This window comes from Desulforhopalus sp. (assembly GCA_030247675.1).
GTDB lineage: Bacteria > Desulfobacterota > Desulfobulbia > Desulfobulbales > Desulfocapsaceae > Desulforhopalus_A.
Genome location: JAOTRX010000002.1, coordinates 993,836 through 1,018,836, shown reverse-complemented (window position 1 = coordinate 1,018,836; position 25,001 = coordinate 993,836). Strand labels below are relative to the sequence as shown.

The 25,001-nt window shown below is 54.4% G+C and carries 23 protein-coding genes and 1 pseudogene; 19 read left to right on the top strand and 5 right to left on the bottom strand.

All coding sequences use genetic code 11. The features are described from left to right. The first annotated feature begins 28 nt into the window (after nt 1–28). From ureE to OEL83_04355, 18 genes are all read left to right on the top strand, one after another. Complete coding sequence (gene ureE, locus OEL83_04440; GenBank protein ID MDK9706279.1) at nt 29–496, top strand: urease accessory protein UreE; 468 nt, start codon at nt 29–31, stop codon at nt 494–496. Continuing rightward, nucleotides 468–1,160 (top strand): urease accessory protein UreF, encoded by a 693-nt coding sequence (locus OEL83_04435; protein MDK9706278.1) that lies wholly within the window; start codon nt 468–470, stop codon nt 1,158–1,160. Before ureE ends, OEL83_04435 begins: the two co-directional genes overlap by 29 nt. Nucleotides 1,161–1,277: 117 nt before the next feature. Continuing rightward, nucleotides 1,278–1,901: an urease accessory protein UreG gene (ureG, locus tag OEL83_04430; protein MDK9706277.1), complete on the top strand. Its 624-nt coding sequence runs from the start codon at nt 1,278–1,280 to the stop codon at nt 1,899–1,901. A 376-nt stretch (nt 1,902–2,277) separates the two neighbouring features. Continuing rightward, a complete protein-coding gene (locus OEL83_04425; GenBank protein ID MDK9706276.1) occupies nt 2,278–2,793 on the top strand; it encodes a hypothetical protein in 516 nt (171 codons plus the stop codon). A gap of 74 nt (nt 2,794–2,867) precedes the next feature. Continuing rightward, nucleotides 2,868–3,419 carry a hypothetical protein gene (locus OEL83_04420; protein ID MDK9706275.1) on the top strand — a complete coding sequence of 184 codons (552 nt, stop codon included), beginning with the start codon at nt 2,868–2,870 and terminating at the stop codon, nt 3,417–3,419. Between the two features lie 541 nt (nt 3,420–3,960). After that, nucleotides 3,961–5,190, top strand: coding sequence for a hypothetical protein (locus OEL83_04415; protein ID MDK9706274.1), 1,230 nt, complete (start codon nt 3,961–3,963; stop codon nt 5,188–5,190). Nucleotides 5,191–5,459: 269 nt separating this feature from the next. Beyond that, entirely contained in the window at nt 5,460–6,206 is a 747-nt protein-coding gene (locus OEL83_04410) for a class I SAM-dependent methyltransferase (GenBank protein ID MDK9706273.1), read from the top strand. A gap of 126 nt (nt 6,207–6,332) precedes the next feature. After that, nucleotides 6,333–7,112: a DUF1294 domain-containing protein gene (locus OEL83_04405; GenBank protein MDK9706272.1), complete on the top strand. Its 780-nt coding sequence runs from the start codon at nt 6,333–6,335 to the stop codon at nt 7,110–7,112. A 185-nt stretch (nt 7,113–7,297) separates the two neighbouring features. After that, nucleotides 7,298–8,617, top strand: a complete 1,320-nt coding sequence (locus tag OEL83_04400) for a hypothetical protein (GenBank protein ID MDK9706271.1) — start codon at nt 7,298–7,300, stop codon at nt 8,615–8,617. After that, nucleotides 8,614–9,747: a histidinol-phosphate transaminase gene (hisC, locus tag OEL83_04395; GenBank protein MDK9706270.1), complete on the top strand. Its 1,134-nt coding sequence runs from the start codon at nt 8,614–8,616 to the stop codon at nt 9,745–9,747. The genes OEL83_04400 and hisC overlap by 4 nt, the downstream gene beginning before the upstream one ends. Beyond that, nucleotides 9,737–12,043, top strand: coding sequence for a xanthine dehydrogenase family protein molybdopterin-binding subunit (locus OEL83_04390; protein MDK9706269.1), 2,307 nt, complete (start codon nt 9,737–9,739; stop codon nt 12,041–12,043). The genes hisC and OEL83_04390 overlap by 11 nt, the downstream gene beginning before the upstream one ends. Beyond that, a complete protein-coding gene (locus OEL83_04385) occupies nt 12,040–13,461 on the top strand; it encodes an FAD binding domain-containing protein (GenBank protein MDK9706268.1) in 1,422 nt (473 codons plus the stop codon). Before OEL83_04390 ends, OEL83_04385 begins: the two co-directional genes overlap by 4 nt. Beyond that, nucleotides 13,461–14,696 carry an MFS transporter gene (locus tag OEL83_04380; GenBank protein ID MDK9706267.1) on the top strand — a complete coding sequence of 412 codons (1,236 nt, stop codon included), beginning with the start codon at nt 13,461–13,463 and terminating at the stop codon, nt 14,694–14,696. Before OEL83_04385 ends, OEL83_04380 begins: the two co-directional genes overlap by 1 nt. Then, nucleotides 14,668–15,717 (top strand): hypothetical protein, encoded by a 1,050-nt coding sequence (locus OEL83_04375; protein MDK9706266.1) that lies wholly within the window; start codon nt 14,668–14,670, stop codon nt 15,715–15,717. Before OEL83_04380 ends, OEL83_04375 begins: the two co-directional genes overlap by 29 nt. Next, on the top strand, nt 15,707–16,039 hold the full coding sequence (locus OEL83_04370) for an STAS domain-containing protein (protein ID MDK9706265.1): 333 nt from the start codon (nt 15,707–15,709) through the stop codon (nt 16,037–16,039). The genes OEL83_04375 and OEL83_04370 overlap by 11 nt, the downstream gene beginning before the upstream one ends. After that, entirely contained in the window at nt 16,017–16,475 is a 459-nt protein-coding gene (locus OEL83_04365) for an ATP-binding protein (GenBank protein ID MDK9706264.1), read from the top strand. Before OEL83_04370 ends, OEL83_04365 begins: the two co-directional genes overlap by 23 nt. Further along, nucleotides 16,472–17,470 carry an ABC transporter substrate-binding protein gene (locus OEL83_04360; GenBank protein MDK9706263.1) on the top strand — a complete coding sequence of 333 codons (999 nt, stop codon included), beginning with the start codon at nt 16,472–16,474 and terminating at the stop codon, nt 17,468–17,470. Before OEL83_04365 ends, OEL83_04360 begins: the two co-directional genes overlap by 4 nt. Then, nucleotides 17,463–19,382 carry a SpoIIE family protein phosphatase gene (locus OEL83_04355; GenBank protein ID MDK9706262.1) on the top strand — a complete coding sequence of 640 codons (1,920 nt, stop codon included), beginning with the start codon at nt 17,463–17,465 and terminating at the stop codon, nt 19,380–19,382. The genes OEL83_04360 and OEL83_04355 overlap by 8 nt, the downstream gene beginning before the upstream one ends. Before the next feature lie 565 nt (nt 19,383–19,947). Here OEL83_04355 and OEL83_04350 read toward each other — a convergent pair. The 5 genes from OEL83_04350 to OEL83_04330 form a co-directional block, all read right to left on the bottom strand. After that, nucleotides 19,948–20,334, bottom strand: coding sequence for a hypothetical protein (locus OEL83_04350; protein ID MDK9706261.1), 387 nt, complete (start codon nt 20,332–20,334; stop codon nt 19,948–19,950). 783 nt (nt 20,335–21,117) lie between these two features. Continuing rightward, complete coding sequence (locus OEL83_04345; GenBank protein ID MDK9706260.1) at nt 21,118–21,459, bottom strand: transcriptional regulator; 342 nt, start codon at nt 21,457–21,459, stop codon at nt 21,118–21,120. Nucleotide 21,460: 1 nt separating this feature from the next. Then, on the bottom strand, nt 21,461–21,778 hold the full coding sequence (locus OEL83_04340) for a DUF6516 family protein (protein MDK9706259.1): 318 nt from the start codon (nt 21,776–21,778) through the stop codon (nt 21,461–21,463). 228 nt (nt 21,779–22,006) lie between these two features. Beyond that, nucleotides 22,007–22,249 carry a transposase gene (locus OEL83_04335; protein ID MDK9706258.1) on the bottom strand — a complete coding sequence of 81 codons (243 nt, stop codon included), beginning with the start codon at nt 22,247–22,249 and terminating at the stop codon, nt 22,007–22,009. 495 nt (nt 22,250–22,744) lie between these two features. Next, nucleotides 22,745–23,776 carry an IS110 family transposase gene (locus OEL83_04330; protein MDK9706257.1) on the bottom strand — a complete coding sequence of 344 codons (1,032 nt, stop codon included), beginning with the start codon at nt 23,774–23,776 and terminating at the stop codon, nt 22,745–22,747. A gap of 199 nt (nt 23,777–23,975) precedes the next feature. Between OEL83_04330 and OEL83_04325 the strand changes: the two are divergent. After that, nucleotides 23,976–24,884, top strand: a pseudogene (locus OEL83_04325) (ATP-dependent 6-phosphofructokinase). The last annotated feature ends 117 nt before the right edge of the window (nt 24,885–25,001 follow it).

Here is a 25,001-nt window from a genome sequence, read left to right as displayed (position 1 = left end):
CACCACCTATGGGAGGAAATAAGCCGACATGATGACATTTATCACAAAGAGTAAGGCTGCGGCCGATGTCCGGCTGAGCCTGTGCCTGCCCTGGGAAAAGCGGATCAAGAGCCGACTGCGGGTGCACCTTGACAACGGCGACGAGGCCATGGTTCTCCTGCCGCGCGGCACGGTGCTGCGCGACGGCGACGTCCTGGCCACCGAGGACGGGGTAACGGCGGCGGTCAAGGCGGCGGCGGAATCGGTGTCGACGGTGCGCACCGCCGGGCCCATTCGCTTTGCAAGGCTGTGCTATCACCTCGGCAACCGCCACGTCGACGTGGAGATCGGCGGCGGCTATCTCCGCTACCTCCACGACCATGTCCTCGACAAGATGGTCACCGGGCTGGGCGGCGAGGTGGTGGTCGAGGAGGTCCCCTTTGAGCCGGAACGCGGTGCCTACGGGGGACATGGAGCCGGGACCGGACATGGCGGACACCAACATGCGCACCCCTGACACGGGGCTGATCCGCCTCTTCCAGCTGATCAGCCCTGGCCTGCCCACCGGCGCCTTCAGCTACTCCCAGGGCCTGGAATGGGCGGTGGAGGAAGGCTGGGTGCACGACAGGGAGAGTCTTTCGGAATGGCTTGGCGAGGTGCTGCGCCAGGGTCTTGCCCGGGTGGATGTCCCAATCCTCGGCCTGATGCACCAGGCCTGCCGGGAGGGCGACCTCGGGGCCCTCGACAAACGCTGCGACCTGCTCCTGGCCTGCCGGGAAAGCCGGGAATTTTTGGAAGAGGAAGGCCAGCGCGGCCGGGCAATGGCGGTGCTCCTCGCCGGCTTGGAGATGATTACCGACAGCCGCTGGAAACAGGTACTTGCCCGCAGTCAGCTGGCCGGGTTCGCCTATGCCGCCGAGGCCTGGGGTATCAGTCCACGGCTGGCGGCGACCGGCTATCTATTTTCCTGGCTGGAAAACCAGGTGCTCACCGGGGTAAAGATCATCCCCCTTGGCCAGACCACCGGCCAGCTGCTCCTGGTCGAGCTGGGCGGCATCATCGAGGAGGTCGCCCGGCGCGGCCTGTCCCTTGGCGAGGACGAGATCGGCGGCACAACCCCTGCCCTGGCAATGGCCTCGATGCGCCACGAGCAGCAGTACACCAGGCTATATCGTTCGTAGTCAGAGTAGTCGTAGGGTGCACTCCGTACACCAATGACTGGTGCGTAAAACGCACCCTACGGTGGCCCGGGACCGCTAATTAAGTAGAAAATCCAACAGAGACTGTGGAGGATGCAAATGAATAAAAACAGTGTACCCACACCCTTGCGGGTAGGCGTCGGCGGGCCGGTAGGCTCGGGCAAGACCGCCCTCGTCGAGGCCCTGTGCCGAAGGCTTTCCGACCGCTATCGTCTGGCGGTGGTAACCAACGATATTTACACCCGGGAAGACCAGGAATTCCTCATCCGCAGCAAGGTCCTGCCGGCCGAGCGCATCGTCGGCGTCGAGACCGGCGGCTGTCCGCACACGGCAATCCGCGAGGACGCCTCCATGAACCTGGCGGCCATCGACGGCCTGATCGAGCGCTTCCCCGACCTCGAACTGATCTTTGTCGAGAGCGGCGGCGACAACCTCAGCGCCACCTTCAGCCCGGAGCTGGCCGACCTGGCGATCTATGTCATCGACGTCTCCGCCGGCGACAAGATCCCCCGCAAAGGCGGCCCGGGCATCACCCGCTCCGACCTCCTAGTCATCAACAAGGTTGACCTCGCCCCCCTGGTCGGCGCCTCGCTCACGGTCATGGAGACCGACAGCAAGCGGATGCGCGGTGACCGCCCCTTCATCTTTGCCAATATGAAGACCGGCCTCGGTCTGGACGAGATTATCGCCTTTATCGAGCGGGAGGGAATGCTCGGCCTGTAGTAGAGAGACACTCTACACACCTACAGCCCAGCAGGATCTTGAGCAGGGCGATCTGCCCCGCGCCCAGATACCCATTGGCAACCGGTCTTTTCAGTTCGCTTGACCTGATGATAGCAGCACAGAACTTCACCCATCATTTCCATACGCTTCCGGCTAGGATTTAGCCGGAACCCCGGTATGTTTCCGTTTTACTTTCCATGAGATAGGTATTAGTATCAAGGCCTGTGGATGGATAGGAATTCCGATCTTATAATTGGGTGGCCTGATCAAATTTTCTTGTCTTTCAGGCTTCCAAATCACAATACGTGGAAAGTTTGATCATCTATAAGAGGCGATATGCCAGATACTCCTAACTTATTAAACTATTGGTAACCAAATGAAAAATTTTATTTATCGGCTGCTGTTTATTCTTGTATCTGTAAGCGTTTTTATTGATGTCTCTACTTGGCTTATGCTCAAAGCAGGGCTTAGAGCAGGCTACCTTTTGATGACAAATATAAGTTTTGCCCTTTTCTCAGAACCAATCCCGATCTTTGTTGTTCAAATTCTAGGCTATCGGTATGGCTTGACTGTTGAGTTATTTTCTAAGGCATTAATGCTATTTCTGGTGACAAGAAGGTTATTTTTTATTTTTAAAAATCGGACATTTGAAGCAAGCTCTAATAATTTTTCCCAGGCCACTTATGTAATGGCGTTAATTGGTTTAGGAGCTCTATTGCTGTCAATCACACCCCTTGCAATTCCAGGTTCGAGTGAAGGCAAACTTGTAATGCTCAGCTTATGGTTTGTTCTAGCATTTGCGGTGGCAAAATTTTTGATACCTTTCACGTTTCTCGTTAACGAACTCTGGTTGTTACGTAAAAATCATGGTAACAAAGCACTAACACCTTGAATCATCAGAATATTATATATTAGGACTAGGCATATCTTCCAACAACCATTCCAACCGATATCGGGAAGGCTGCGGTGTTCAATTTTCAAGTAGATGGCCCAGCACGGTTGACCACCACGCTGAACAAACACTTGATGAAGAATAAACTGAGATATGCAATCGCTTTTGGTTCCCTTTTGATCTTGGGGCTAGTTGTCTATAGCTTTCTATTTGGCAAGCTATTCCCTTATTCCCCGCTTATAATCGGTTTCTCTATAAATGAACTACCAAACACAATAGTTTATGTTCAAGAAGGCGCCGAACACCCTGATCTCAATAAGATTGATTCATTAATTCCCAACGTTGAAAAGTTTCATGAATGGAAGTTTTTTAAAAAACCAAGAATATTCATTTTTAAGGACAAAAACAGTTATCATAAACGTTCAATATCAAATACACGATTTTGCGCTTTCTATAATGGTGACTTAATTATTTCCCCATGGGCATTACAAGAAGCTGAAAAGGGTGAAATCTCATTAGAGATTTATCTTACACATGAATTGTCTCATTGTTTACTGCATCAGCATTCAGGTATTTCAAGAGCTTATAATTACCCGGAATGGTTGCTTGAGGGGATCGCTGTTTAAAGTGCCAATCAAATGGGAACATCTTGGTATCCTTCAAAAAAAGAAACCTACAATTATATACAAAAAGGCAATTTCATGCCTCCCGAATATTTCAAGACGAAGAAAGAAGACCGGATTAATCTTGATGTTCAATACAGAATTACATTCATGTATTCCGAATTTGCCTGCATAGTTGATTATCTCATAGAAAAATTTGGAAAGGAAAAATTTTTATCATATATGAAAGAACTCACAACTATCAGTGACCATGATAAAATTTTTAAGAAAATTTATGGCATTGAGTTTGGTAAATGCATCACGAATTTTAGAGAGTCAATAACGGGCAAATCATAAAATATGGATCACGGAAGTGGTCAATCTTGACATATGGATATATGTTCATAGGAAAACGGAACCAGAATTCATTTAATTACCGTGATGCATGAATTTTTAATTTGATTCTGGCCCCAATTACTTACTTGGGTTTTAACACCATGGGTATATCTAGACGTTTATAAAAATATCTGATTTCCGGTAACTATTGGTACACCTGTAAAATGCAATGAAAGTATTTCTTGAAAAGGACTACCAGTTTTTAGCTTTTTCTTTGAGCGTGGTATTGGGTGGAGGGTGCTTTCTCTTCCTGGGGCAAGCTAATCATTTCTTGTTGTCGGGTGGTGTACTCCTCATTATCGTCGGATGTGTGGTCTACGTTCTTAATTCTTTATCTTCATATCGGTACGAACATCCTGTCTTGATATTAGATGATGAAGGTATATCATTTGAAGGTTTGGGTTTTAAAAAACTTCCATATTCTGAAATAGAAAAAGTTGAGTTTAACAGGCCAGGATTAATAGCTCTTAGAGTATCAAACCGTGCTGACTACCTAAGTGTTTCAACTTCGGATAAATTCTTTGGTTCAGAAAATTGGCTGTATATCCGTCCTGGACGCTATGTTTCATATACAGTAGACCTGAAATACCTGTCTGAAATTATTTCAGAAAAGCGAAATTCGTTAAGCACTCCCCTCGGGGAAATTATAAGTAAAAAATTAATTGAAACCTCTGCCAAATACGCACTTTCAAAAGCCAAGCGCATCTTTTTCATTTGTCTTTCATTCGCATTTGTATTTTTCGGACTTTTTTCAAAAAAGATTTTTGTTCTAACAGGTCTTCTTGACGAACATACTGGAACATATGGTTTGAATGCAATTTTGATCCTCGGCGGAGCATTCTCGTGGGCGGCGTACTTTGCCTTAAATTTATTTGATCAGTATAACCGGAATGATGGTAAGAATAGATATAGACAAATTCAGAGATATTGCGCTCATGTAGGAACTTTTGCAGCGTACATTTTCTTTGTTCTTCTCTTGGTACAAGATGCAAAATACACGATTTGCCAAAACAACATCTTGCAAATGGCTTCCTCTGAAGCGGGATCTAAAGCCTTTGTATTTGAGCGTTATTGTGCAATTGGCGATGCAATGAAAGACACAAAACCAGAGGTAGGCGTTTCAGCGTATCTCGATGAAACAGTTCAGCTCCCCAATGAGCCTCCCAATACAGCATATCTTTGGCACAGTAAGGGGGGCTATCCAAAAAATGAGGATTGGGAGGACTTTGTTACAATTGACAACATTCATTGGGAGGGAAAAGATTTGTTTATTGAATACTCTGTGGTCAATGGGAAATACTCTCGTTACCGCTTACAGGTGCAAGCAAGACCTCCTGTAAAAACAGTTATTAAAAGAAATAACTTACCATCCCAAAAAAGAAAGATCGCTGAGTTTTAAATCCGAGCCAAGGTGTCTATGATGGCCGATTTACACCTTACCTTGGCACACTGCATGATCCCGGATAGGCCAGAAAGAAGCGAGCCAAGATGTTTGAAACGTACACCCAAACCTTGCCAATTGATGACGAGGCCAAGACACGGAATGAAGGAGATTCAACATCGGAACAGATACCGGACAGAATCACCTTAAATTAGCGCCATTCGATTCTGACTCCAACTACTCTCAATTACTGCATTGACTTCTTCCTCGCATAAATGATCATCACCATGGACATACCACGAATATTCAACATCACCGAAAGTGCGCACCGCATCCACAACCCGATCACCGCCGATCAGCTGGCAACGCTTGGCGCAGCTCTCCGTCTAAAAACCGGGGACCGGTTGCTCGACCTCGGCAGCGGCTCCGGGGAAATGCTGTGCACCTGGGCACGCGATCACGGCATCGTCGGCACCGGTATCGACATGAGCCGGTTGTTTACCGAGCAAGCGAGGCTCCGTGCCGTGGAACTCGGCGTCGCCGATCAGGTCCGGTTCATCCATGGCGACGCCGCTGGCTATGTCTCCGACGAGAAGGCCGACGTGGCAGCCTGTGTCGGCGCCACCTGGATCGCCGGTGGTGTCGCCGGCACTATCGAGCTTCTGGCCCGCAGCCTGCGCAGCGGAGGAATCATCCTCATTGGCGAGCCCTACTGGCGGCAGGCCCCGCCGACGGAAGAAATTGCCAGGGGGTGTCTTGCCACCTCGATTGCCGACTTTCTTCCGCTTCCGCAACTGCTGGCGTCGTTTAGCCAGCATGGCTGCGACCTTGTCGAAATGGTGCTGGCCGATCAAGACGGCTGGGACAGATACGAGGCGGCCAAGTGGCTGACCATGCGTCGATGGCTTGAGGCCAATCCCAGCGACGAGCTGGCGGAAGATGTCCGTGCCAGACTGACCTCGGAACCCGTGCGCTACGCCACCTACACCCGTGAATACCTGGGCTGGGGGGTGATCGCGCTGATGCCGCAGTGATTCTTTGGCGCTTGTGTCAATGGAAATACCGCAGCTGATCAGGCTGTAATCGCCTAAACACAAATATCACCGTGGCGACGGGCCTGCCCATGAGGGCAGGACTGCACCCAATCTTCAGGTGGACGGATGAGACAGAAAGGAAAAATCATCAAATGGCAAAGGGGCAAGGGCTTCGGATTCATTCAGCCGGTCAATGGGAAGCCTGATATTTTCTTTCACGAGAATTGCTTCGTCAATCAGTCCAGAGACCCGGTTGTCGGAGACGAAGTCTCGTTTACAATAGCGACAAGTCCGGAGGGCAAACCCAGAGCGGAGAGGATTTTGTTTCGAGGAGAACGGGATCCAAGGAGATGGGACCATTTTTTCGATATTTTTTATTCGAGCCTGTCCGTCTTATTTTTCTTTTGCATTGGTTATTTCGTCATTTCTAAACAATTGGCCCCTGTTATATTGATAGCCTATCTGTTGTTAAGCATCTTTACATTTGTTCTTTATTGGTGGGATAAGCGAAAAGCACAAAATGACCAACGGCGAACGCCGGAGAAGATACTTCATTTTTTCAGTATGATCGGCGGGTGGCCGGGCGCCCTGATTGCCCAAAGATGGCTTCACCACAAATCGAGAAAAGTATCGTTTCAAGTCGTATTTTATCTCACCGTCCTCCTCAATGTTTCCGCCATTTCACTGTATTTGTATTCGGCATCGCATGTTCCGGGCTACCAGGCGGTCCAGCAGAAATTCAATGTGCTTACCAGCGAATTCACCAAAAGTTCTCAAAACACGCGCACCCAGAAACAACAAGGGCCGGTCTACAGCTGGACAAATAAAGATGGCAAAAGAGTCTATTCAAACGTCGGCTTTCCGACCAACGAACCATACCGTGATGGGAAAATTGAGTGGCAGTGACCACAGACAGCCACAACTAATAGTCTGATCACGTTTTCTAATAGTATCTCGCAGATATTGCATCTTGGTGTAATTTCCATATACTGAGAAAAGCGATTGCCGTATGCCGAACTGCCGGGCTGATAAACCGGGCAGTTCGGCTGTCAGAAGAAAGTTCCCCCATGTCTCACATACAGGAGATGCCGATGCCTCGCAGGATTGACAAACCGCTTACCCTAAAGATGCCCGTCGAGGAGAGATTCATCCCCCTTGCCGCCGGCTTTGTCGGCCAGGCGGCAAGGGGCCTTGGCCTCGACGAGGAGGCTGCGGATGAAATGGCGCTGGCCGCCGAGGAGGTGGTTGCCTACCTCAGCGGCCTTGGCGTCGCTGGCCAGGAGCTGGCCGTACAGTGCCTGGCCGGCAGCCACTTTATCGAGACGACGTTTACCCTGCCAGTGCCGCACCTGCAGTTGCGCGCCTTCAACATGACGACCACGGTGAACGTCGACGACGAGGCCGGCCTTGACCAGATGGGCCTGCTCATCGCTTCGCGGATGACCGACCGCTTCCGCGTCCTGCGGCCGACCAGCGGTAACCTGCAGCTGGTCCTCGATAAGGAGCTGCGCTACCCGGAGATAGCGGCGGAGTCGCCGACACATCCGGCCAAAGCCCTGTCGCGGTTCACCATCCAGTCGCCCGACGCGGCGCAGATCAAGTGGTTTATCCGTCTGGTAAACGGCTGCTGCCCGTCCCGCTTCTTCCCACTCGATTTCCACTACCCCGGCAAGATCGTCGATATGGCGGCGGCCGGCGACATGCGCATCCTCCTCGCCGTCGGTCCGGCCGGCGAGATCGGCGGCGGCCTGGCCTGGCAGTGGCAAGGCACGAAGACCGTCGAGCTCTATGGCCCCTATGTCTTCCACCCGGACAGCCACCCGGATATGGCCCGCCAGCTGCTGGAAACCTGTATCGGCGACGTGGCACGGACTCCGGCCCTGGCCCTGATCTGCCGTATGCCGACGCCGCAGCTGCCGGAGGGCTACCTGGAGGTGCTGGACAGCGTTGACGGCGGAAGCCAGGATGGCGACGCCACGACCGCCGAGGCGCAGTTCCGCCTGATGCACGAGGACACCGGCAGCGTCGTCTGGAGCCACCCGGAACTTGTATCCTTCCTTGAGGGCGAGTACCGGCGGCTGTTCTTTCCCCGCGACATCCAGCCGGTGACAGCCGACGGCGAGGAGCAGGAGGCGTTTTCGGTACTGAGCGTCGACACCGACCGCCGCCTGCATCAGGCCACCCTCCGGCCGATCTGGCCGGGGGCGGACAGCACCGCCAATCTCGCCGCCCATGTCGAGCTTCTCCGCCAGGAGGAAATCGGCTCGATTTTCTTTGAGATGGACCTCGGCGTCTCCTGGCAGTCGGGTTTTACCCCGGGCCTGTTCAGCCTTGGTTTCGTTCCCCGGCTGATCCTCCCCTACGCCGGCGTCGCCGACATCGTTGTCTTTGCCCTGGCAGGTACCCCATGACCGGTGCGGCAATGATCAACAAACCAAATATCGAGCTGCTGGTACCGGAATACATCAAGCACTTCTCACCCTACATCCCGAGCAAGCCCGACGACGTGCTGATGAAGATGGCCGGCTGCTCCCGTTTGTACCGTCTCAACAACAACGAGAATCCGCTGGGGCCGCCGCCGGAGGCCAGGAAGATCATCGAGAGCTACCCGGCGCCCCGCGCCTCGGTGTATCCGAGCGGCGACGCCTATCACCTACGCTGCCGGCTGGCCGACATCTTCGGCCTGCACCCCGATCAGTTCCTGGTCGGCAACGGCGCCAACGAGGTCATCAGCTTCGTCATCAAGGCCTTCTGCCAGGAGGGCGACAACATCATCACCGCCGACAAGACCTTCGCGGTCTACGAGTGGGTGGCCACCTTCTCGGGCTTTGAGGCGCGCCTGGTGCCGCTGCGCGACTACGGCTTTGACGACGAGGCGATGCTTTCCCGGATCGACGAACGGACGAAAATCCTCTTCGTCTGCAACCCCAACAACCCGACAGGCAGCTACTGGAACGAGGCGCAGCTGCGGCGCTTTCTCGACCGGGTCGCCGGCCGGCAGATCGTCGTCATCGACGAGGCCTACTGCGAGTTCGTCGAAAAAGACGACTTCCCGGACGGCATGCAGCTGCTCCGCGAATACCCCAACCTGGTGATCTTCAGGACTTTCTCAAAGATGTACGCCCTTGCCGGGCTGCGCATCGGCTACCTGGCCGGCGATATGGAGGTGGTGGACATCATCCGTCGCACCTGCGTCGTCTATTCGGTCAACGGCCTGGCCCAGGAGGCGGCCCTGAAGGCCATCGACGACAAGGAGCATGTCCTTGCCACCAGGAAATTAGTCGCCGAGACAAAAACCCGACTGCAGGGCGAACTGGCGGCCCTCGGCCTCACCACCGTCTGCGGCGAGGGCAATTTCCTCATGGTCCGCCTGCCGATGAACGACAGCCTCGCCTACCGCAAGCTAATGATGCACGGGGTAATGGTGCGCGCCATGGCGGGTTTTCGCTTCCCCAACTGGATCCGCATAACCGTGGCCCTGCCCGAGGCCATGAACGCCCTCGTTGAGGCGCTGTATCAGGTGATGAAAAATGGCCGATAACAAACGGGTATTTCAGATCGGCGAGGCGATGATCCGCCCGGACGCCCTCACCAAGGTCACCGGGGCGGAAAAATTTGCCGTCGATGACTACGAACCGGATTTCCTCTGGGCCGGGGCAAAACGGGCGGGCGTCCCCCATGCCCGGATTGTCGACATCGCTACCGAGGCCGCCCTGCAGGTACCGGGCGTGGTGGCGGTGCTGACGGCAAAAGACGTCGGCGGCAGCAACCGCCAGGGAGTGATCCGCCGCGATCAGCCGGTGCTGGCGGACGACAAGGTGCGCCATTGCGGCGACGCCGTCGCCCTGGTGATAGCCGAGAACATGACTGCTCTCCAGGCGGGCCTTGCCCGGATTGTCCTTGATCTTGAACCCCTGGCGGCGGTCTTCGACCCCGAGGAGGCGCTTAAGGAAGGCGCTCCGCTTCTCCACGCCGACCATCCGGGCGGCAACGCCCTCTTTGCAGCGGAAATTCGTCAGGGCGATGTTGACGAGGCCTTTGTCGGCTGCGATGCAATCGTTGAGGCTTGTTTTGATCTACCCTGGCAGGCCCACGCCTTTCTTGAAACGGAAAACGGCTGGGCGATTGCAAGAGAAGACGGTAGCCTGGAGATGACCATCTCCACCCAGACCCCCTTTCGCGACCGCTTTGAGGTGGCCGAGGCCCTGGGCCTTGCGGTCGATAGGATCCGCATCAAGGCTCCCTACTGCGGCGGCGGCTTTGGCGGCAAGGATGGCATCACCGTCCAGGGTCTCTTGGGTCTTGCGGCGCTCCGCATCCCCGGGCGGCCGGTGAAGATGTGGTGGCAGCGGGAAGAGAGCTTTGTCGCCGGCGCCAAACGCCATCCGGCCCGCCTCTATTACCGCCTGGGGGCTGAGAAAAACGGCAGGCTGAAGGCCTTGTCCGCCCGGATCTACTTCGATACCGGCCCCTACGATCACCTGGGCGGGGCGGTGGCGGCACTCGGCATCGAGCATGCCGGCGGGCCGTACCGCATCCCCCACAGCCACCTCAGGGTTTGGGCGGTCTATACCAATAATCCGCTATCCGGTGCCTTCCGCGGCTTTGGCGTTACCCAAGTGGCCACCGCCATGGAGTCGATGATCGATATGCTGGCGGCACGACTCGGCATCTCGCCCCTTACCATCCGCCTGCAGAACGCCCTGGTCCGTGGCGACCGTTGTCCGACCGGCATCACCCGCCAGGGCTCCATCGGCCTTACGGCCTGTTTGGAGACAGTGCAGAACCATCCCTTGTGGCAGGAAAGATCGACCTGGCAGGCAGCCGCCCCGCCGCTCCACAAAAGGGGTACGGGCCTTGCCTGCGTCTTCCACGGTATGGGCTACGGCCCGGTGGTGCCGGATTCGGCGACTGCGGGGATCGAGCTTACCGAGGAGGGCCGGTTTCGCATCCTGGAAGGCGTCGTTGATATGGGCCAGGGCAATGCCGCGACCTACCTGCAGATGGCCGGAGACATCCTCTCCCAGCCGCCGGACAATATGGTCCTGGTGCTTCCCGATACCGAGCGAACCTTCCCCTGCGGCTCGGCCTCGGCCAGCCGGACCACCTACACCTTCGGCAACGCCCTCATTGCCGCCGCCGAATCGCTGAAAAAGCGCCTCCTGGCCAGGGCCGCCGACATGTTGATGATCGCAGACCCTGAGGAATTGCTGCTGGCTCCGGGCATCATTTGCCATCTGCCTTCAGGCAAAGAGGTGCCGCTTGCCCGGCTGGGACAGCTTTTGAACCCTGCCGAGCGCCTGGCAACCAGCCATTTCCGGGCGCCGGTCTCAAAGGAAGCAGCAAATCCCGACACCAACCTGCGCATGCACGGTTTCCCCCACACCATCTTTTCCCATGCGCTGCACCTGGCGCGGGTGGAGGTGGACGAACTGACCGGCAGGATCGCGGTGATCGATTACCTGACGGTCAGCGACTGCGGCCGGATCATCAATCCGCAGATCTTTGCCGGCCAACAGGAAGGCGGCGTGGTCCAGGGACTCGGTTATGCCTTGACCGAGGACCTCATCGTCCATCATGGCAAAATGCAAACCAGGGATCTCACCACCTATATTATCCCAACGGCAGCCGATGTACCGAGGATCGAGACCATTGCCCTGCCTATCGCTGAGCATTCCGGCCCCTATGGCCTGAAGGGCGCCGGAGAAATCGGCATCGACGCCCCGGCCGCAGCGGTCGCCAACGCCCTGTACGATGCCTGCGGCCTGCGGCTGTGCCACTTTCCCCTGACTGCCGAGCGGGTACTGACAGCCCTATCAAAAGGTGGTGTTGTATGAAGATTTCCTTTGAACTGAATGGGGCAACCAAAACGCTAGAGGCCCCCGCCGACCGCCGAGTAATCGATCTGTTGCGAGAGGATCTGGGGCTGACCGGCAGCAAGGAAGGCTGCGGCACCGGCGAATGCGGCGCCTGCACCATTTTGGTTGATGGCCGCAGCCGCTTGTCCTGCCTGATGCTGGCCGGCCAGTTGCCGGGAAAAAAGCTGACCACCATTGAGGGCTTAGCCCAGGGCGACAACCTGCATCCGCTGCAGGCTTCTTTCGCCGCCAAGGGAGCGGTGCAGTGCGGCTTCTGTACGCCCGGCATGGTCCTGACAGCAGCAGACCTGCTGGAACGCAAGCCAAGGCCTGCGCGACAGGAGGTGGTCGAGGCGATCAGCGGCAACCTCTGCCGCTGTACCGGTTACCAGAAGATTATCGAGGCCATTGAGGACGTTGGCGAAGTTGCACCGATATCGCTGCCCAGACAGGAAGAAGCTGCCCTGACCCATCCGTCTCCTGCCGTGCAGGGCAAAGCGGGGTCGTCGCGGCCGGTCTTCCTGCCCGAAACCCTTGAGGAACTGTGGCGGCTGCGCACAGATCACCCTGGGGCCCAGCTGTTTGCAGGCGGTACCGATCTGCTGGTGTGGCTGCGCAGCGGACGGATCAATCCGCCGGCCCTGATTGGTTTGGAGAAGATTGGCGAGCTGCAGGGCATTGTCGAAGGTGACGAAGGTCTGCACATCGGCGCAGGTGTCACCCATGAGTCGCTGCTGGATAGCGAGAAAATCAAAGGTATGTTCCCCGTCCTCAGCCAGGCCCTGAAAAAACTGGGCTCGCCCCATATCCGCCGCACCGGAACCCTCGGCGGCAATATCATGACCGCCTCACCGGCCGGAGACAGCCTGCCGCCACTCTCCGTCCTCGGGGCAAGGGTTTTGCTGCAATCGCCCCAGGGCAAGCGGCAGCTGCCGCTGGAAGCCTTTATCCTCGGGCCGGGACGAACCGCCCTTTTGCCGGGGGAGATCCTTACCGCCATCTTCATACCAAGGCCTGCCGGCATCACCTTCCAATACTTTGAAAAGGTCGGCCTCCGTGAGGCGATGGCCTGCGCGGTTGCCAGCCTCGCCGCCGTACTCGGCGTTGCCAGGTCCGGGCGGATTGACACGGCCCGTCTCGCCTGGGGCAGCGTCGGCCCAACGGTGGTGCGTCTGCCGGACATTGAAGCGGCCCTTATCGGCCGGAATTTCACCACCGAGACCATCGCAGCGATAGTTCCCCTTGTGCAACAACAACTTGCTCCGATCAGCGATGTCCGGACCAGTGCCGAGTATCGCCGGCTGGTTGCCGGCAATCTGCTGTTGCGCCTGCCGACCGTTTACTCCGCCACCCAGGCTCCCGACACCACCGGCCAACACGCGGAGGACGAAAAGTGATGGAGTCCAAAGCACCTTCTCCGGCAACTGAAAACCCCGAGACTTCCGTCCTCGGACAGCTCCTTTCCCGGAAATTCCTGTGCCTGATGGCTGCTGCCTTCCTGGCCTACGCCAATATCTCGGTCTTTTTCGGCTTTGTCGATTATCTGCATACCTTGCCGATCCTGCCCGCCGATTACGGTCTGCTCATCGGTGTCCTTGCCGCGGTATCGCTTATCGTCCGGCCGATCATCAGTCCTTTTTTTCATTCCGGCAACGCCCGGCCCTTGCTGTTTCTCGGCACCGGCCTGGCCGTCTGTTCTCTTGCCGCCTACAGCCTGGCAACCGGCTTTTGGAGCATGATCCTGGTGCGCTGTCTGCACGGTATTTCCTTCGCAGTCCTCGGCACCGCCCTTATGACCCTCGTAGTCGATGTCATCCCCAGGGAAAAAAGTGCGCAGTTTTTCGGCTATCTGGCGGTGGCAACCCTTTTGCCCAACACCCTCGTCCCCCCTTTCCTGCCGTTTTTAGAGACGCATCTGGGTGGATTCACTCGGATACTCCTGCTCTTTGCCGCCCTCACCCTGCTGATCATCCCCTTGATCTTCGCGGTCTCCGGCAAGGGCCAGAACCGAAAGGCAGAAGGCAGCGCATCGGCCCTTACCGGCAGCGAAATCCTTCAAAACCTTATGGATTTCAATATCCTCCGCATTCTTTCCGCCATGCTGCTGCTGTATTGCGGCCACGCCCTGGTCTTCTTTTTCCTCGACGGCTACGGACAATTTCTCGGCTTGGCCTTTACCGGGATCTTTCTGACCCTGTCGACGGTGGGTGAGATCGGTATCCGGGTCGTCGCCGGTTCGGTTTTCGACCGGATGCATAAAGGCCATCTGGCCGCCTGGAGTCTTCTCGCCCTGGGGCTCGCCTATTTCGTCCTCGCCTATGTGCCAGGCAAGTGGCTCTTCTTTGCCTTGGGGCTGATCTTCGGTCTGGGCTGGGGGATCGCCATGCCGGTCTTTAACGGCTTGATGTTCGATGTCTCGAAGCCCCGGGTTCGCGCCTTCAATATCAACCTTGGCCTGCAGATGTTCCAGGCCGGTTTTTTTCTCGGCCCATTGATCGGCGCGCCAATGCTCGCCGGTCTTGGTTACCAGGCACTCTATATATTCTGTGGCGGCATGAGTTTGTTGGCCGCGATCCTTATGATCATAAAAGGAAAAACCAAAAATGACGACTCCAGCACAACCGGACCGTGATATCCCGGCAGGCCAGGAATGGCAGGTCCAACGGTTTCAACCGGAGGATGCTGAGGGCTTGGTTCGGCTCTTCATCTCGGTTTATGGCCGCAACTATCCGGTCAGAACCTATATGGAACCACAGCTGCTGATTGCCGAAAACGCCGCCAACCGGACCATTTCCAGCGTCGCCAAAACCGCCACGGGAGATATCGTCGGCCATAACGCCCTCTTCAATAGCGCGCCCCATCCGGGAATCTATGAATCCGGTGCCGGCGCGGTCCATGCGGCCTACCGAGGCGGCAAAGGCATTTTCACTCAAATAATTGCACACAGCTTTGACCTTGCCTATACGGTGCCGGGCGTTGACATTGTTTTCGGCGAGACGGTCTGCAACCATCTCTACACCCAGAAACTCACCGCCCGCTTTTTCTTTACCTCCAGGGCACTGGAGGTGGATCTGATGCCGGCCGCAGCCTATGAAAAAGAGGCCAGTTCCACTGGGCGGGTTGCGGCCTTTCTCGATTTTCGGACCTACCGAAAAAAGCCCCACAGGGTCTATCTGCCGAAGATCTACGAGGAGGAACTGCGATTTTTCTATGAGGACTTGAGCGATGAGCGGGAAATGCTTTTCGTTGAAGACGGGGTAATAACCGGGAGTGCCACCGACCTGCGCACCCAGGTCTTTGACTTTGCCCGGGTCGCCAGGGTCGCCATCCACGTCGCCGGCCCTGATTTTCCGGCAAGGCTTGCAATGCTTGAGAAAGAACTTGAGGAAAAGGGTATACTGGTCATTCAGATGTGGTTAAATGTCGCCGGGCCGTGGGTTGGCGGAGCGGTAGAAATTTTGCGGCAGAACGGCTATTTTCTTGGCGGAGCCCTGCCGCGCTGGTTTGACACTGATGGCCTGCTGATGCAGAAAATCCGCAAACGCCCCGACTGGGAGGGGATTTGCACCGCCAATGATCGTTATAAGACAATTCTCGACATGGTTCGAGCCGACTGGGATAGATCAAGCAAGGAGAAACACAATGGAAATTGAAGTACAGGTGGAAGGAAAGGCCCTGGTTGCCCGTATTTGCGGCCGGGTGGACACGGTCTCGGCCCCGGCCTTTGAAAAGGGGCTGGCCGAGGCCCTCGGCCGAGAGGAAAAACTGCTGGTGTTCGATCTTGCCGGCTTGGAATATATCAGCAGCGCCGGCCTGCGGGTCTTTCTCACCGCCGCCAAAAAGCAGAAGGCCAAGGGTGGTGACATCCGCCTGGCGGCGACTCAAGGCTCGGTGAAAAAGGTCTTTCAGATCTCCGGCTTCTTCACCCTTTTCAAACATTTCGATACCCGGGATGACGCCCTTGCCAGCCAATAATCCGCCTGGAGAAGCCGTATTCACCGAGCTTCCGGCGAAACTGGAAAACCTGCCGCTTCTCATCGGTCCGGTGCTTGCCGCGGCGCGGGCGCTGGGGGTAACCGAAGACCGCTGCAACGACCTGGAGCTGGCGCTGGAGGAGACCCTGGTCAATATCTGCAGCTACGCCTACCCTGACCGAGAAGGCAGGGTACGGATCTCCTACAAAGCGGAAAAGGACTTCCTCTTGGTGTGCATTGAGGATGACGGGATCGCCTTCTCCCTGGTTGATGCCGCCGGCCCGGACCTGTCGGTGGAGCTTGCTGCCAGGACCATTGGCGGCTTAGGTGTCCACCTGGTGCGTAGCCTGATGGATGATGTTCGGTATAGGCGGGAAAATGGCCGCAACCTCCTGGAACTGGTGCTCTTTATTGAAGACCCGGCGGTGCGCGAATGACCAGGCCCGGGCCATCCATCCTCAAATATCTCTACCTTACCTGGCTGCTCCTCTGCTCTTCCCTGGCCCTGGCCGCAGAGCCGCCCGAACTGAAAAAAGTCACCTTCCTGCCGCAATGGCTGCCCCAGGCGCAGTTTGCCGGATACTACATGGCCGAGCATAAGGGTTTTTATCGCCGGCACGGCATCGAGTTGACCATGATCCAGGGCGGTCCGGCACACTCACCCATCGACTATCTGCGGGAGAAGAAGGCCGATATCGTTACCCTCTGGCTTTCTTCGGCGCTTCAGCTGGCCGACCGGGGATTGGAGGTGGTCAATATCGGCCAGATCATCCCGCGATCGACCCTGATGCTGGTGACCAAAACCAGCTCGGGCATCAAGCAGCCGGCCGACATGCACGGCAAAAAAATTGCCCTGTGGCCGGCCGACTTTCAGATCCAGCCCCAGGCCTTTTTCGATAAGTTCAATCTCAAGGTGCAGATTGTGACGACCGACAGCCCGGTCAACCTCTTCCTCCGTGACGGGGTCCAGGTCGCCTCACTGATGTGGTACAACGAATATCACACCTTGCTCAATTCCGGCCTCGACCCAAAGGAGATGCAGCTCTTTGCCTTCGACGACTACGGCCTCAATTTTCCGGAAGACGGCATCTATCTGCTGAAGGAATCCTTCGACCGCGACCCTAAAACCGCCTGTGCCTTTGCCGCTGCCTCCATGGAGGGCTGGCGCTACGCCTTCGCCCATCCCGACGAGGCGGTTGACCTGATGGTGCGGGTCATGGATGCCGCCCATGTCCCGGCCAACCGGGTGCATCAACGCTGGATGCTCGACCGGATTCGTGAAGTGGCTACCTCGGGGCCGCCAGGCGCTCAGCTTGGTAATTTGCCTGCCGAGGACTACCAGCGGGTAGGTGATATCCTCGTTGCCAATGGGCTGATAACGGCAGTTGCCCCCTTCACCTCCTTCTCCCAGAGGTGTGCTGATCATGATTAAACGGGGCGGTATTGCCTTTCGCATGGGGGCGTCGGTTCTGACCGGATCGGCCCTGGTATTCCTGGTGATCTTCACCGTCGGCTATCTCAATTCCCGGGAAACCATCCTCCACAATGTCGAGGAAAATGCCCATAACCTCGCCAGGCGGATCGCCCACCGCATCGAATTGGAACTCGCCCCTGTCGAAAAGGTGCCGGACAACCTCGATGTGGTGCTGGAAACCTTTGCCATGGACGAGTCGAAGATCATCGGTGTGCTGCGCGGCACCCTCCATATCAACCAAAACGTCTTCGGTTCGGCCATCGCCTTCGAGCCCTATGCCTTCGACCCCGCCCGCCTCTACTACTCCCCCTATTTATCCCGCAAAGGCACGGGCTTTCAGATAACCCATCTGGGCGGCAAGGGCTATCACTACTTCTACCAGGACTGGTATCAAATCCCCCGGGAAACCGGCAAATCAAGCTGGAGCGAGCCCTATTACGACGAGGGCGGTGGCGACATCCTCATGGCCACCTACTCCCTGCCCTTTTACCGCGAGAAGGAGGGCAAGCCCTATTTTACCGGCGTTATCACCGCCGATATATCTCTTGAATGGTTGGAAAAGATTGTCTCGGAGATACGCGTCCTGCAAAGCGGCTACGGCTTTCTGATCTCCCGGAACGGTTCCTTTATCACCCATCCCGAGAAAGGCTGGGTCCTCAACGAAACGATCTTCAGTATCGCCGAGGCCAGAAACGACGCGGAACTTCGGGCCATCGGCAGACGGATGCTGGCCGGGGAATCGGGCTTTTTCCCCTTTACCGGCGACATCCAGAAACGGTCGGGCCTGGTCTATATCACCCCGATCGGCTTCAGTAAATGGTCGCTGGGGATCTTCTTCCCGGAAAAAGAGCTGATGGCCGACCTCGATGCCTTCAGAAAAACTGCGATATCTCTTGGCATCTCCGGACTGCTGGTACTGATCCTCATGGTCTGGCTGGTGTCAAGAACCATCACCCGCCCGCTGCGAAGCCTTTCCGCCGTCGCCCGCGACATGGCCACCGGCAATCTGGAGGTCACCGTGCCGGCCCTAAAGAGCGGTGACGAGGTGGCCGTCCTTGCTGAATCCTTTACCTTCATGAAGAATTCCTTGAAGGAGCATATCCGCGACCTCCTGGCCAGCACCATCGCCAAGGAGCATATCGAGAGTGAATTGAGCATCGCCACCGATATTCAGATGAGTCTGCTGCCGAAGATCTTTCCGCCCTTTCTCGACATTCCGGACTTCGACCTACACGCCCTGCTCAAGCCGGCCCGAGAGGTGGGCGGCGATCTCTATGATTTTTGCCGTATCGATGACGAGCGTGTCTGCTTTTTCCTGGGCGATGTCTCCGGCAAGGGCGTTCCCGCCGCCCTCTTCATGGCGGTAACCATGACCATGCTCAAGGCAACAGCGGCAAAAGGACTCAATCCGGACCAGATTCTCCGCGAGGTCAATGACCAATTGAGTCGCGACAACACCACCGGCATGTTTGTCACCCTCTTTTGCGGTATCGTCAATATCCGCACCAGGGAACTGCTCTACGCCAATGGCGGCCATAACCCGCCAGTGTTGCTGGGCAGAGGCGGTGAGGCAGTCTTCCTTGAGGGAACCGACGGGGTATTGCTCGGGGCAATGGAGGATATGGACTACGCGATGAAGCGGGTGACTCTGGCTGAAGGCGAAGGACTCTTCCTGTATTCGGACGGGGTCACCGAGGCCATGGATGAAGAGGACAGATTGTATTCCGATGAGCGGTTGTTGGGTGTCCTCAAAGACATGGGCGAACTGTCGTCGGCCAAGGTGGTGGCAGGTGTTGTCGAAAGCGTCCTCGCCTTTGCCGGCAAGGCCCCCCAGGCCGATGATATCACCGTGATGATGGTTAGGTTTTAGGGGGCCCGCTCTTTAAAACCTTGAATACGCTAGACCGATGCCCCTGACACTGCCCACCGCTGCGATTTTTATATCGCCGCCATCCCTGTTGTAATCCCCCCCCAAGTGATACCCTCAGTTGTTTTTCAATACCAGGGCGTCTCGAAGAAGGAACAGCAGCTCCTAGCGAATAAACGGTCTCGATTTACGACACTGCTGAACTGTAGAAATTGAGACCTGATCTGACAATTTTCACTAACAAGCCTTAACCACATCTTACAGATACCCACCTATGAAAATTCTTGGCGTGATGTGAAATGTCGAAGATCACCTTCACGCCTGGCAATATAATGGCCAATCAGAGCGAACAATCTTAACCTGAAATCTAGTTGAGCTAAGGTTTAGGTGAACAACAGTAGTCTCATGTTTGTGTGATTGCAGAGTATTAGAGCTTATCACCGCGAACATCTGCGGTTTGTTCGCAGAATGTTTTGGTTGAAATAAAGAATGCTGTCCCTTGAACACCGTCTATTTTCTAGATTCAATCGGTGGAATACTCTCAGTGAATTACTGGAGATAATATAAATCAACGCAGTCGCTCCACTACCTTAGAGTGCCAAGGGTTCATGTTAGATAAACAGGTAGAATATTCATTGATAAGCCTTTCATCGCTCGAAATTAATGCAGTTTTAAGTCCTTTAAGACATTCTATTTCTTCTTTCGCCTTTTTTAACTCGCTTGGATTGCATAGTTTTGACGATAAGGATGATAGCTTGTCAAGATATGAATCCATATCTTTTGAAAAGTTACCGGTTCTATAGGAGGAGTCTTGGGATGCTTTCTTTATTGTTTCCAATGTTGCCGAGAAACATTTATTATAATCAACTTGCAGGTTGGCACATTTGGAGTCTCCACAACTTGATAGAAAAATTAAAGAAATGGAAATAATAATCAAATTGCAATAAAATTTCATAGAACATTCCTCCGAATATTATTCAGAATTAACCTCGTTAAGTGTCTCTGCGCCTATCTTTTTTTAGAGTTTATTGTTTGCTATTATCGTTAAATTTTTATAACTTTAATATTTTTATCCCAGTATCGTAGTACTCATATGATGTGCAAATAACAATGCAAAGCGTTGACTTTTATTGTTCGTGTTCAGTTCAGCACATAGTTTACAGTTGTGTCATCACATCGTTTACACATTATTCCTCTTTAGCCTACCTAATTCATCCTGTATTCTTAACGAATTTTCATCAAAATAGCCTAGCATTTTCTGCCTGAAATACACGCGCCATAATCCTTCCCCAATCTCTTCTAGGCCGACGTTCTTTTCCATAAGACTGGTAGATATCATGACCCATTTGGTGGAGCGCCAGCGCAATGCTCCATTTCTACATACTCTGCGTACCTGACAGTAGCTCGGATACACCCACTCGTCTATCTTTTCCTTATACTGCCGCCGTGAACTCACATGTACCGAACCAGGGGTATCTAATTCCAGGGCAGCATGAGGCCGTTCGTAATTGTATTCATGGACAAAGGAATTCAGCTTGCGCTGCTGTGCTCGCAAATCATATCCAGGAGGCCGCACATAAAACAGGGCCAGAGTAAAATAAACCGTTGTTTAATTTTACTCTGACCCCAGTTTACCGGTAAACCGTGCTGGTCAGCCGCACCGGGCCACTGATGTAAGAATTCAAAACCGTGGTCTTCCCGGTGTCGGCTGGACTGGCTGTTCCGCCATTAATTTGGATCAGGCTGCTTTCAGCATGAAATCTACATGTACAGCGTCAAAAGGAAAGACGATACGGCCATCGTCAGTTTTTTGTAATAAGCCTGTATTCAAAAGAGTATGCACGTCGCTATGCACGGCTTTTACATCTCGCCCTATTCGGCGTGCTGCCTCACGAATTGTTATCGGTCCAGCACCAGTCATGATTTTCAATAACTCCCAGCGCTTGCCAGAAAGCGTTTTGAAAAGAAGGGCGGGGGAGTCGAAGCTAATAAACTCCCCTTGAGGTTCACCCTCAAATGCCTGCAAAAATCGTTTGTTGATTTTCTCTCGAGAAGAGATTTCCAAAGTTACGGTATGCATTTTAGAACCTCCAATTATCGACGTCATTCCAGAAATCATTCAACAATGCTTGAGGCGTAGTAAAAATGTAGGGAATTTCGCGTTCACCTATGTGTTTGTGGTCGCCTTTACCCGCTTCGTTATCGTAGCGAAGCTCGCAAGAGCCGTTTATAACAAGAGCGAGTCGATACTTGAATTCGTGAATACTCCCAGAAATTGGTGATGGCAAGCGCCATACTACCATTTCAACAAAGGCGTTTTCGGAAATCGGCTGACGTTGGTTGAGTAATAGTTGCGCCTTCATGTTGGAGAATTTAACAACAACAGAATGTGTTGTCAATGCTTACAACACTCAGTCGTTATCTTCGGTGTTGCTAGGCGAACGAGTCTGTAGAAAAAGTCTATTTCAAAATCCCATATTCTCAGATGCTGAGATAACTCAATCGGAAATAGAGAAATCCGAAAATTATCTTATACAATCCTCTGCTTCTAAAACTTCATTCCCAGCTACTTATTTCCTGTAAAACATGGCCTTATAAACGCCGATCCTATCTCTTTCTGTGGGTATTTATGCAAATCCCACCCCATACCTGAATATTTTTATGAGATTATGGACAATGCAGAAAAGATTCCATTGGGTGTTGACCTTTGCCTTCCCTCGTAAAGTAAAACTATCAAGGCCTAGCGCCGAACGGATATGGGCGAAGGGTGGCTCGCCCACCGCCAGGCGCATGCCATAGATGGCTCTGCCTTTGGCTGAGTCGATCTTTTGTTTCATCTTCCCGGTGAAGCGTTGTTTGCCTGTACACATAAAACAGGGTCATCCATGATAAGTTTAGTCAAGGGGAAAACGGAGATTTCCCTTACCCACCAAGCATGGTCAAATCACACAACTTCCTCGGCGGCTTGAAATAGCACTGAGGGAGTGGAAGATCAAGAGGATACGCTCCGAGAATGGGCGCCAGGCAGGCTGGCTCGTCGGAGGAACGTATCCTCTTGATCTGGAACGGTTTCTTGCCGATATTCTCCCTTCGATTGCTATCTTACCTACTGAATTCAGACCTTTTTTCTTCTCGTCAAAGGGTCAGCATCGATCATGCGACCAGTCATCCATTTGCTGCATTCCGAAATCTGGGTGGGGGAAAAATTCCTCATCACCGGATACGACTTCCGCAGAAGATTGAGTTTGGGCCAACCCACCCGCCTCGAAACAGAGTAATGTTGCATTGCCAATTGTGCATGCAAAGACCCCAATTCAGCGAGGACGGGCGGGAAGATCATCAGTTCAGCAGGGAATATGTTTTTTTCAGGCCGCCTTCTGTACCTCCCGGGTGATAAAATCACTTACAGCTTTGTCTACCGCCAACATGTACGCAACCAGCTTTCTTGCAACAGCAAGGGTTGCCCTGTTTCTGTTGCCTCTTTGTAGCTCCCGTTCATGAATGGCAGCCAGTTGCGGATTCCAATGCGGAGCTATCTTCGCCGCTTCAATGAGCATAGTTTGCAAATGTTTGTTGCGTTTCTTGGAAATCGGACCCCTTTGCTCCTTGCCGGCCGATTCCCGTTGTGCGCTGCACAGGCCGCAGTAGCTGATGGCTTGCCGAATTGAATCAAATCTTGCCGGTTCGCCTATTTCCAGTACCCAGGTCAATGCGGTTACTTCGCCTACTCCCTGGATCGTCATGAGCTTTCCAACTCGGTCCTGTATCAGACTGTTTGTGCGCAATGCCTTCACCAGCTGCTTTTGGATTGCATGAAACATCTCGAAACCGGTACGACTCAATTGCAAAAGTTGTTTCACCGATTGTGGAATGTCCTCGACCGTCTCCAGCAGTCTGGTGAAATATCTTTTTCCCTTCAAGCGAGTCTTGTTGTATTCAGCCCCTACTTCCAGTAAGAGCCCGGCCATTTTGTTCTGCATCTTTACCGAAGTTCGCACAATGTGATTGCGGTACCGCAGGATCCGCCGTAACTCGCGGATCTCTTGTGGCAGCATGTAGCATTCCGGCAGGAGGTTTACCCGCAGGAGATCAGCGATTCTCGCAGCATCGGCGCGGTCGTTCTTCTTCTTGGCAGCGGTGATTGCCTTGAGCATCTCGGGATGTGCAACTTTCAACTCTACGGCATGCTGCGCCAGGTGGTCATAGATCCAACCAGTGAAGATAGTTGCCTCCATAGCTCCAACCCATGGCCCTGGCAAGCTATGGACCCATTCGTCTACAGCCTTCCTGTTTGCCGCAATCATCCCTTCTCCAACGAGACGACCGTCTATCGCTTTAATGCAGTATGCAATGACTTTCTTGTGAATGTCCAACCCGATGTAGTAAAGTGTCGTCATGGGAACCTCCTTGCGGGATCATTTTTGGGCGGATCCTATCGTTGGATACGACCCACCAGTTTGTGCGCTACACAAACATTGTGAACCGCTTGGAGGTTTCCTGCAATGACCTCTCACTTATGCATTCAAACAGAGTAAAATAAACCGTTGTTTAATTTTACTCTGACCCCAGTTTACCTTACCTTCCGGCACCAGCCGCGACAAGCCGCATAAGATGCCGGTCGGCAGCGAGATCATGGATATGACCCAGGTAATCTGCGACAACTACCGGCACCATAACCTTGATGCGCTGATCTGTATCGGCGGCGGCGGTACCCAGAAAAACGCCTACCGCCTGGCGCAGAAGGGTCTGAATATCCTGACCCTGCCCAAGACCATCGATAATGATGTGGCGATGACCGATATCACCTTCGGTTTTGACACCGCCATGGAGATCGCCACCGAGGCCATCGACCGGTTGCACTCCACCGCCCATAGCCACCACCGGATTATTGTCGTCGAGATCATGGGCCATAATGCCGGCTGGCTGGCCCTTGGCGCCGGCATTGCCGGAGGTGCCGATGTCATCCTCATCCCGGAGATTCCCTACGATCTGGAGGCGGTGACCGCAGCCATTCGCAAGAGAAAGCAGCGGGGCACCAACTTCAGTATTGTCGCCGTAGCCGAAGGGGCGCTATCTCAGGCTGATTACCAGCGCTACACCGGTCTGAAGACTGCCAAGTCCGAGGCCAAGGAAAAGGCCGACGCCAAGGCACTGAAGAAGATCGAGGAGGATCTCCTTGAGTTCACCACCCACCGCAGCAATCATACCCTCAGGCTGTCCCAGGAGTTGGAAAAAATGACCGGCTTGGAGTCGCGGGTGACCATCCTCGGCCACTATCAGCGGGGCGGCACACCGTCGGCCGCCGACCGGATGCTCGCCACCCGCCTGGGCAGTGCCTGCGTCGAGTGCATCGAGCGGGGTATCGGCGGGGTGATGATCGCCGCTGACCGCAACGGCACCAAGGCGGTGCCGCTGTCCGAGGTCGTCGGTAAAAAGAACCTGGTGCCCAAAGACCATCCAATGGTGCAGGCCGCTAGGAGGGTTGGCACCTGCATGGGCGATTGACGGGTACCGAAAAAAAACGGGAGAGAGCCTGCGGGGGATACGACAAGACGATTATTTGTTCTTTGACTCCAATAGCTACAAGAAGGGCGCCCGGATGGACTGAGAAGAGAGGATTTT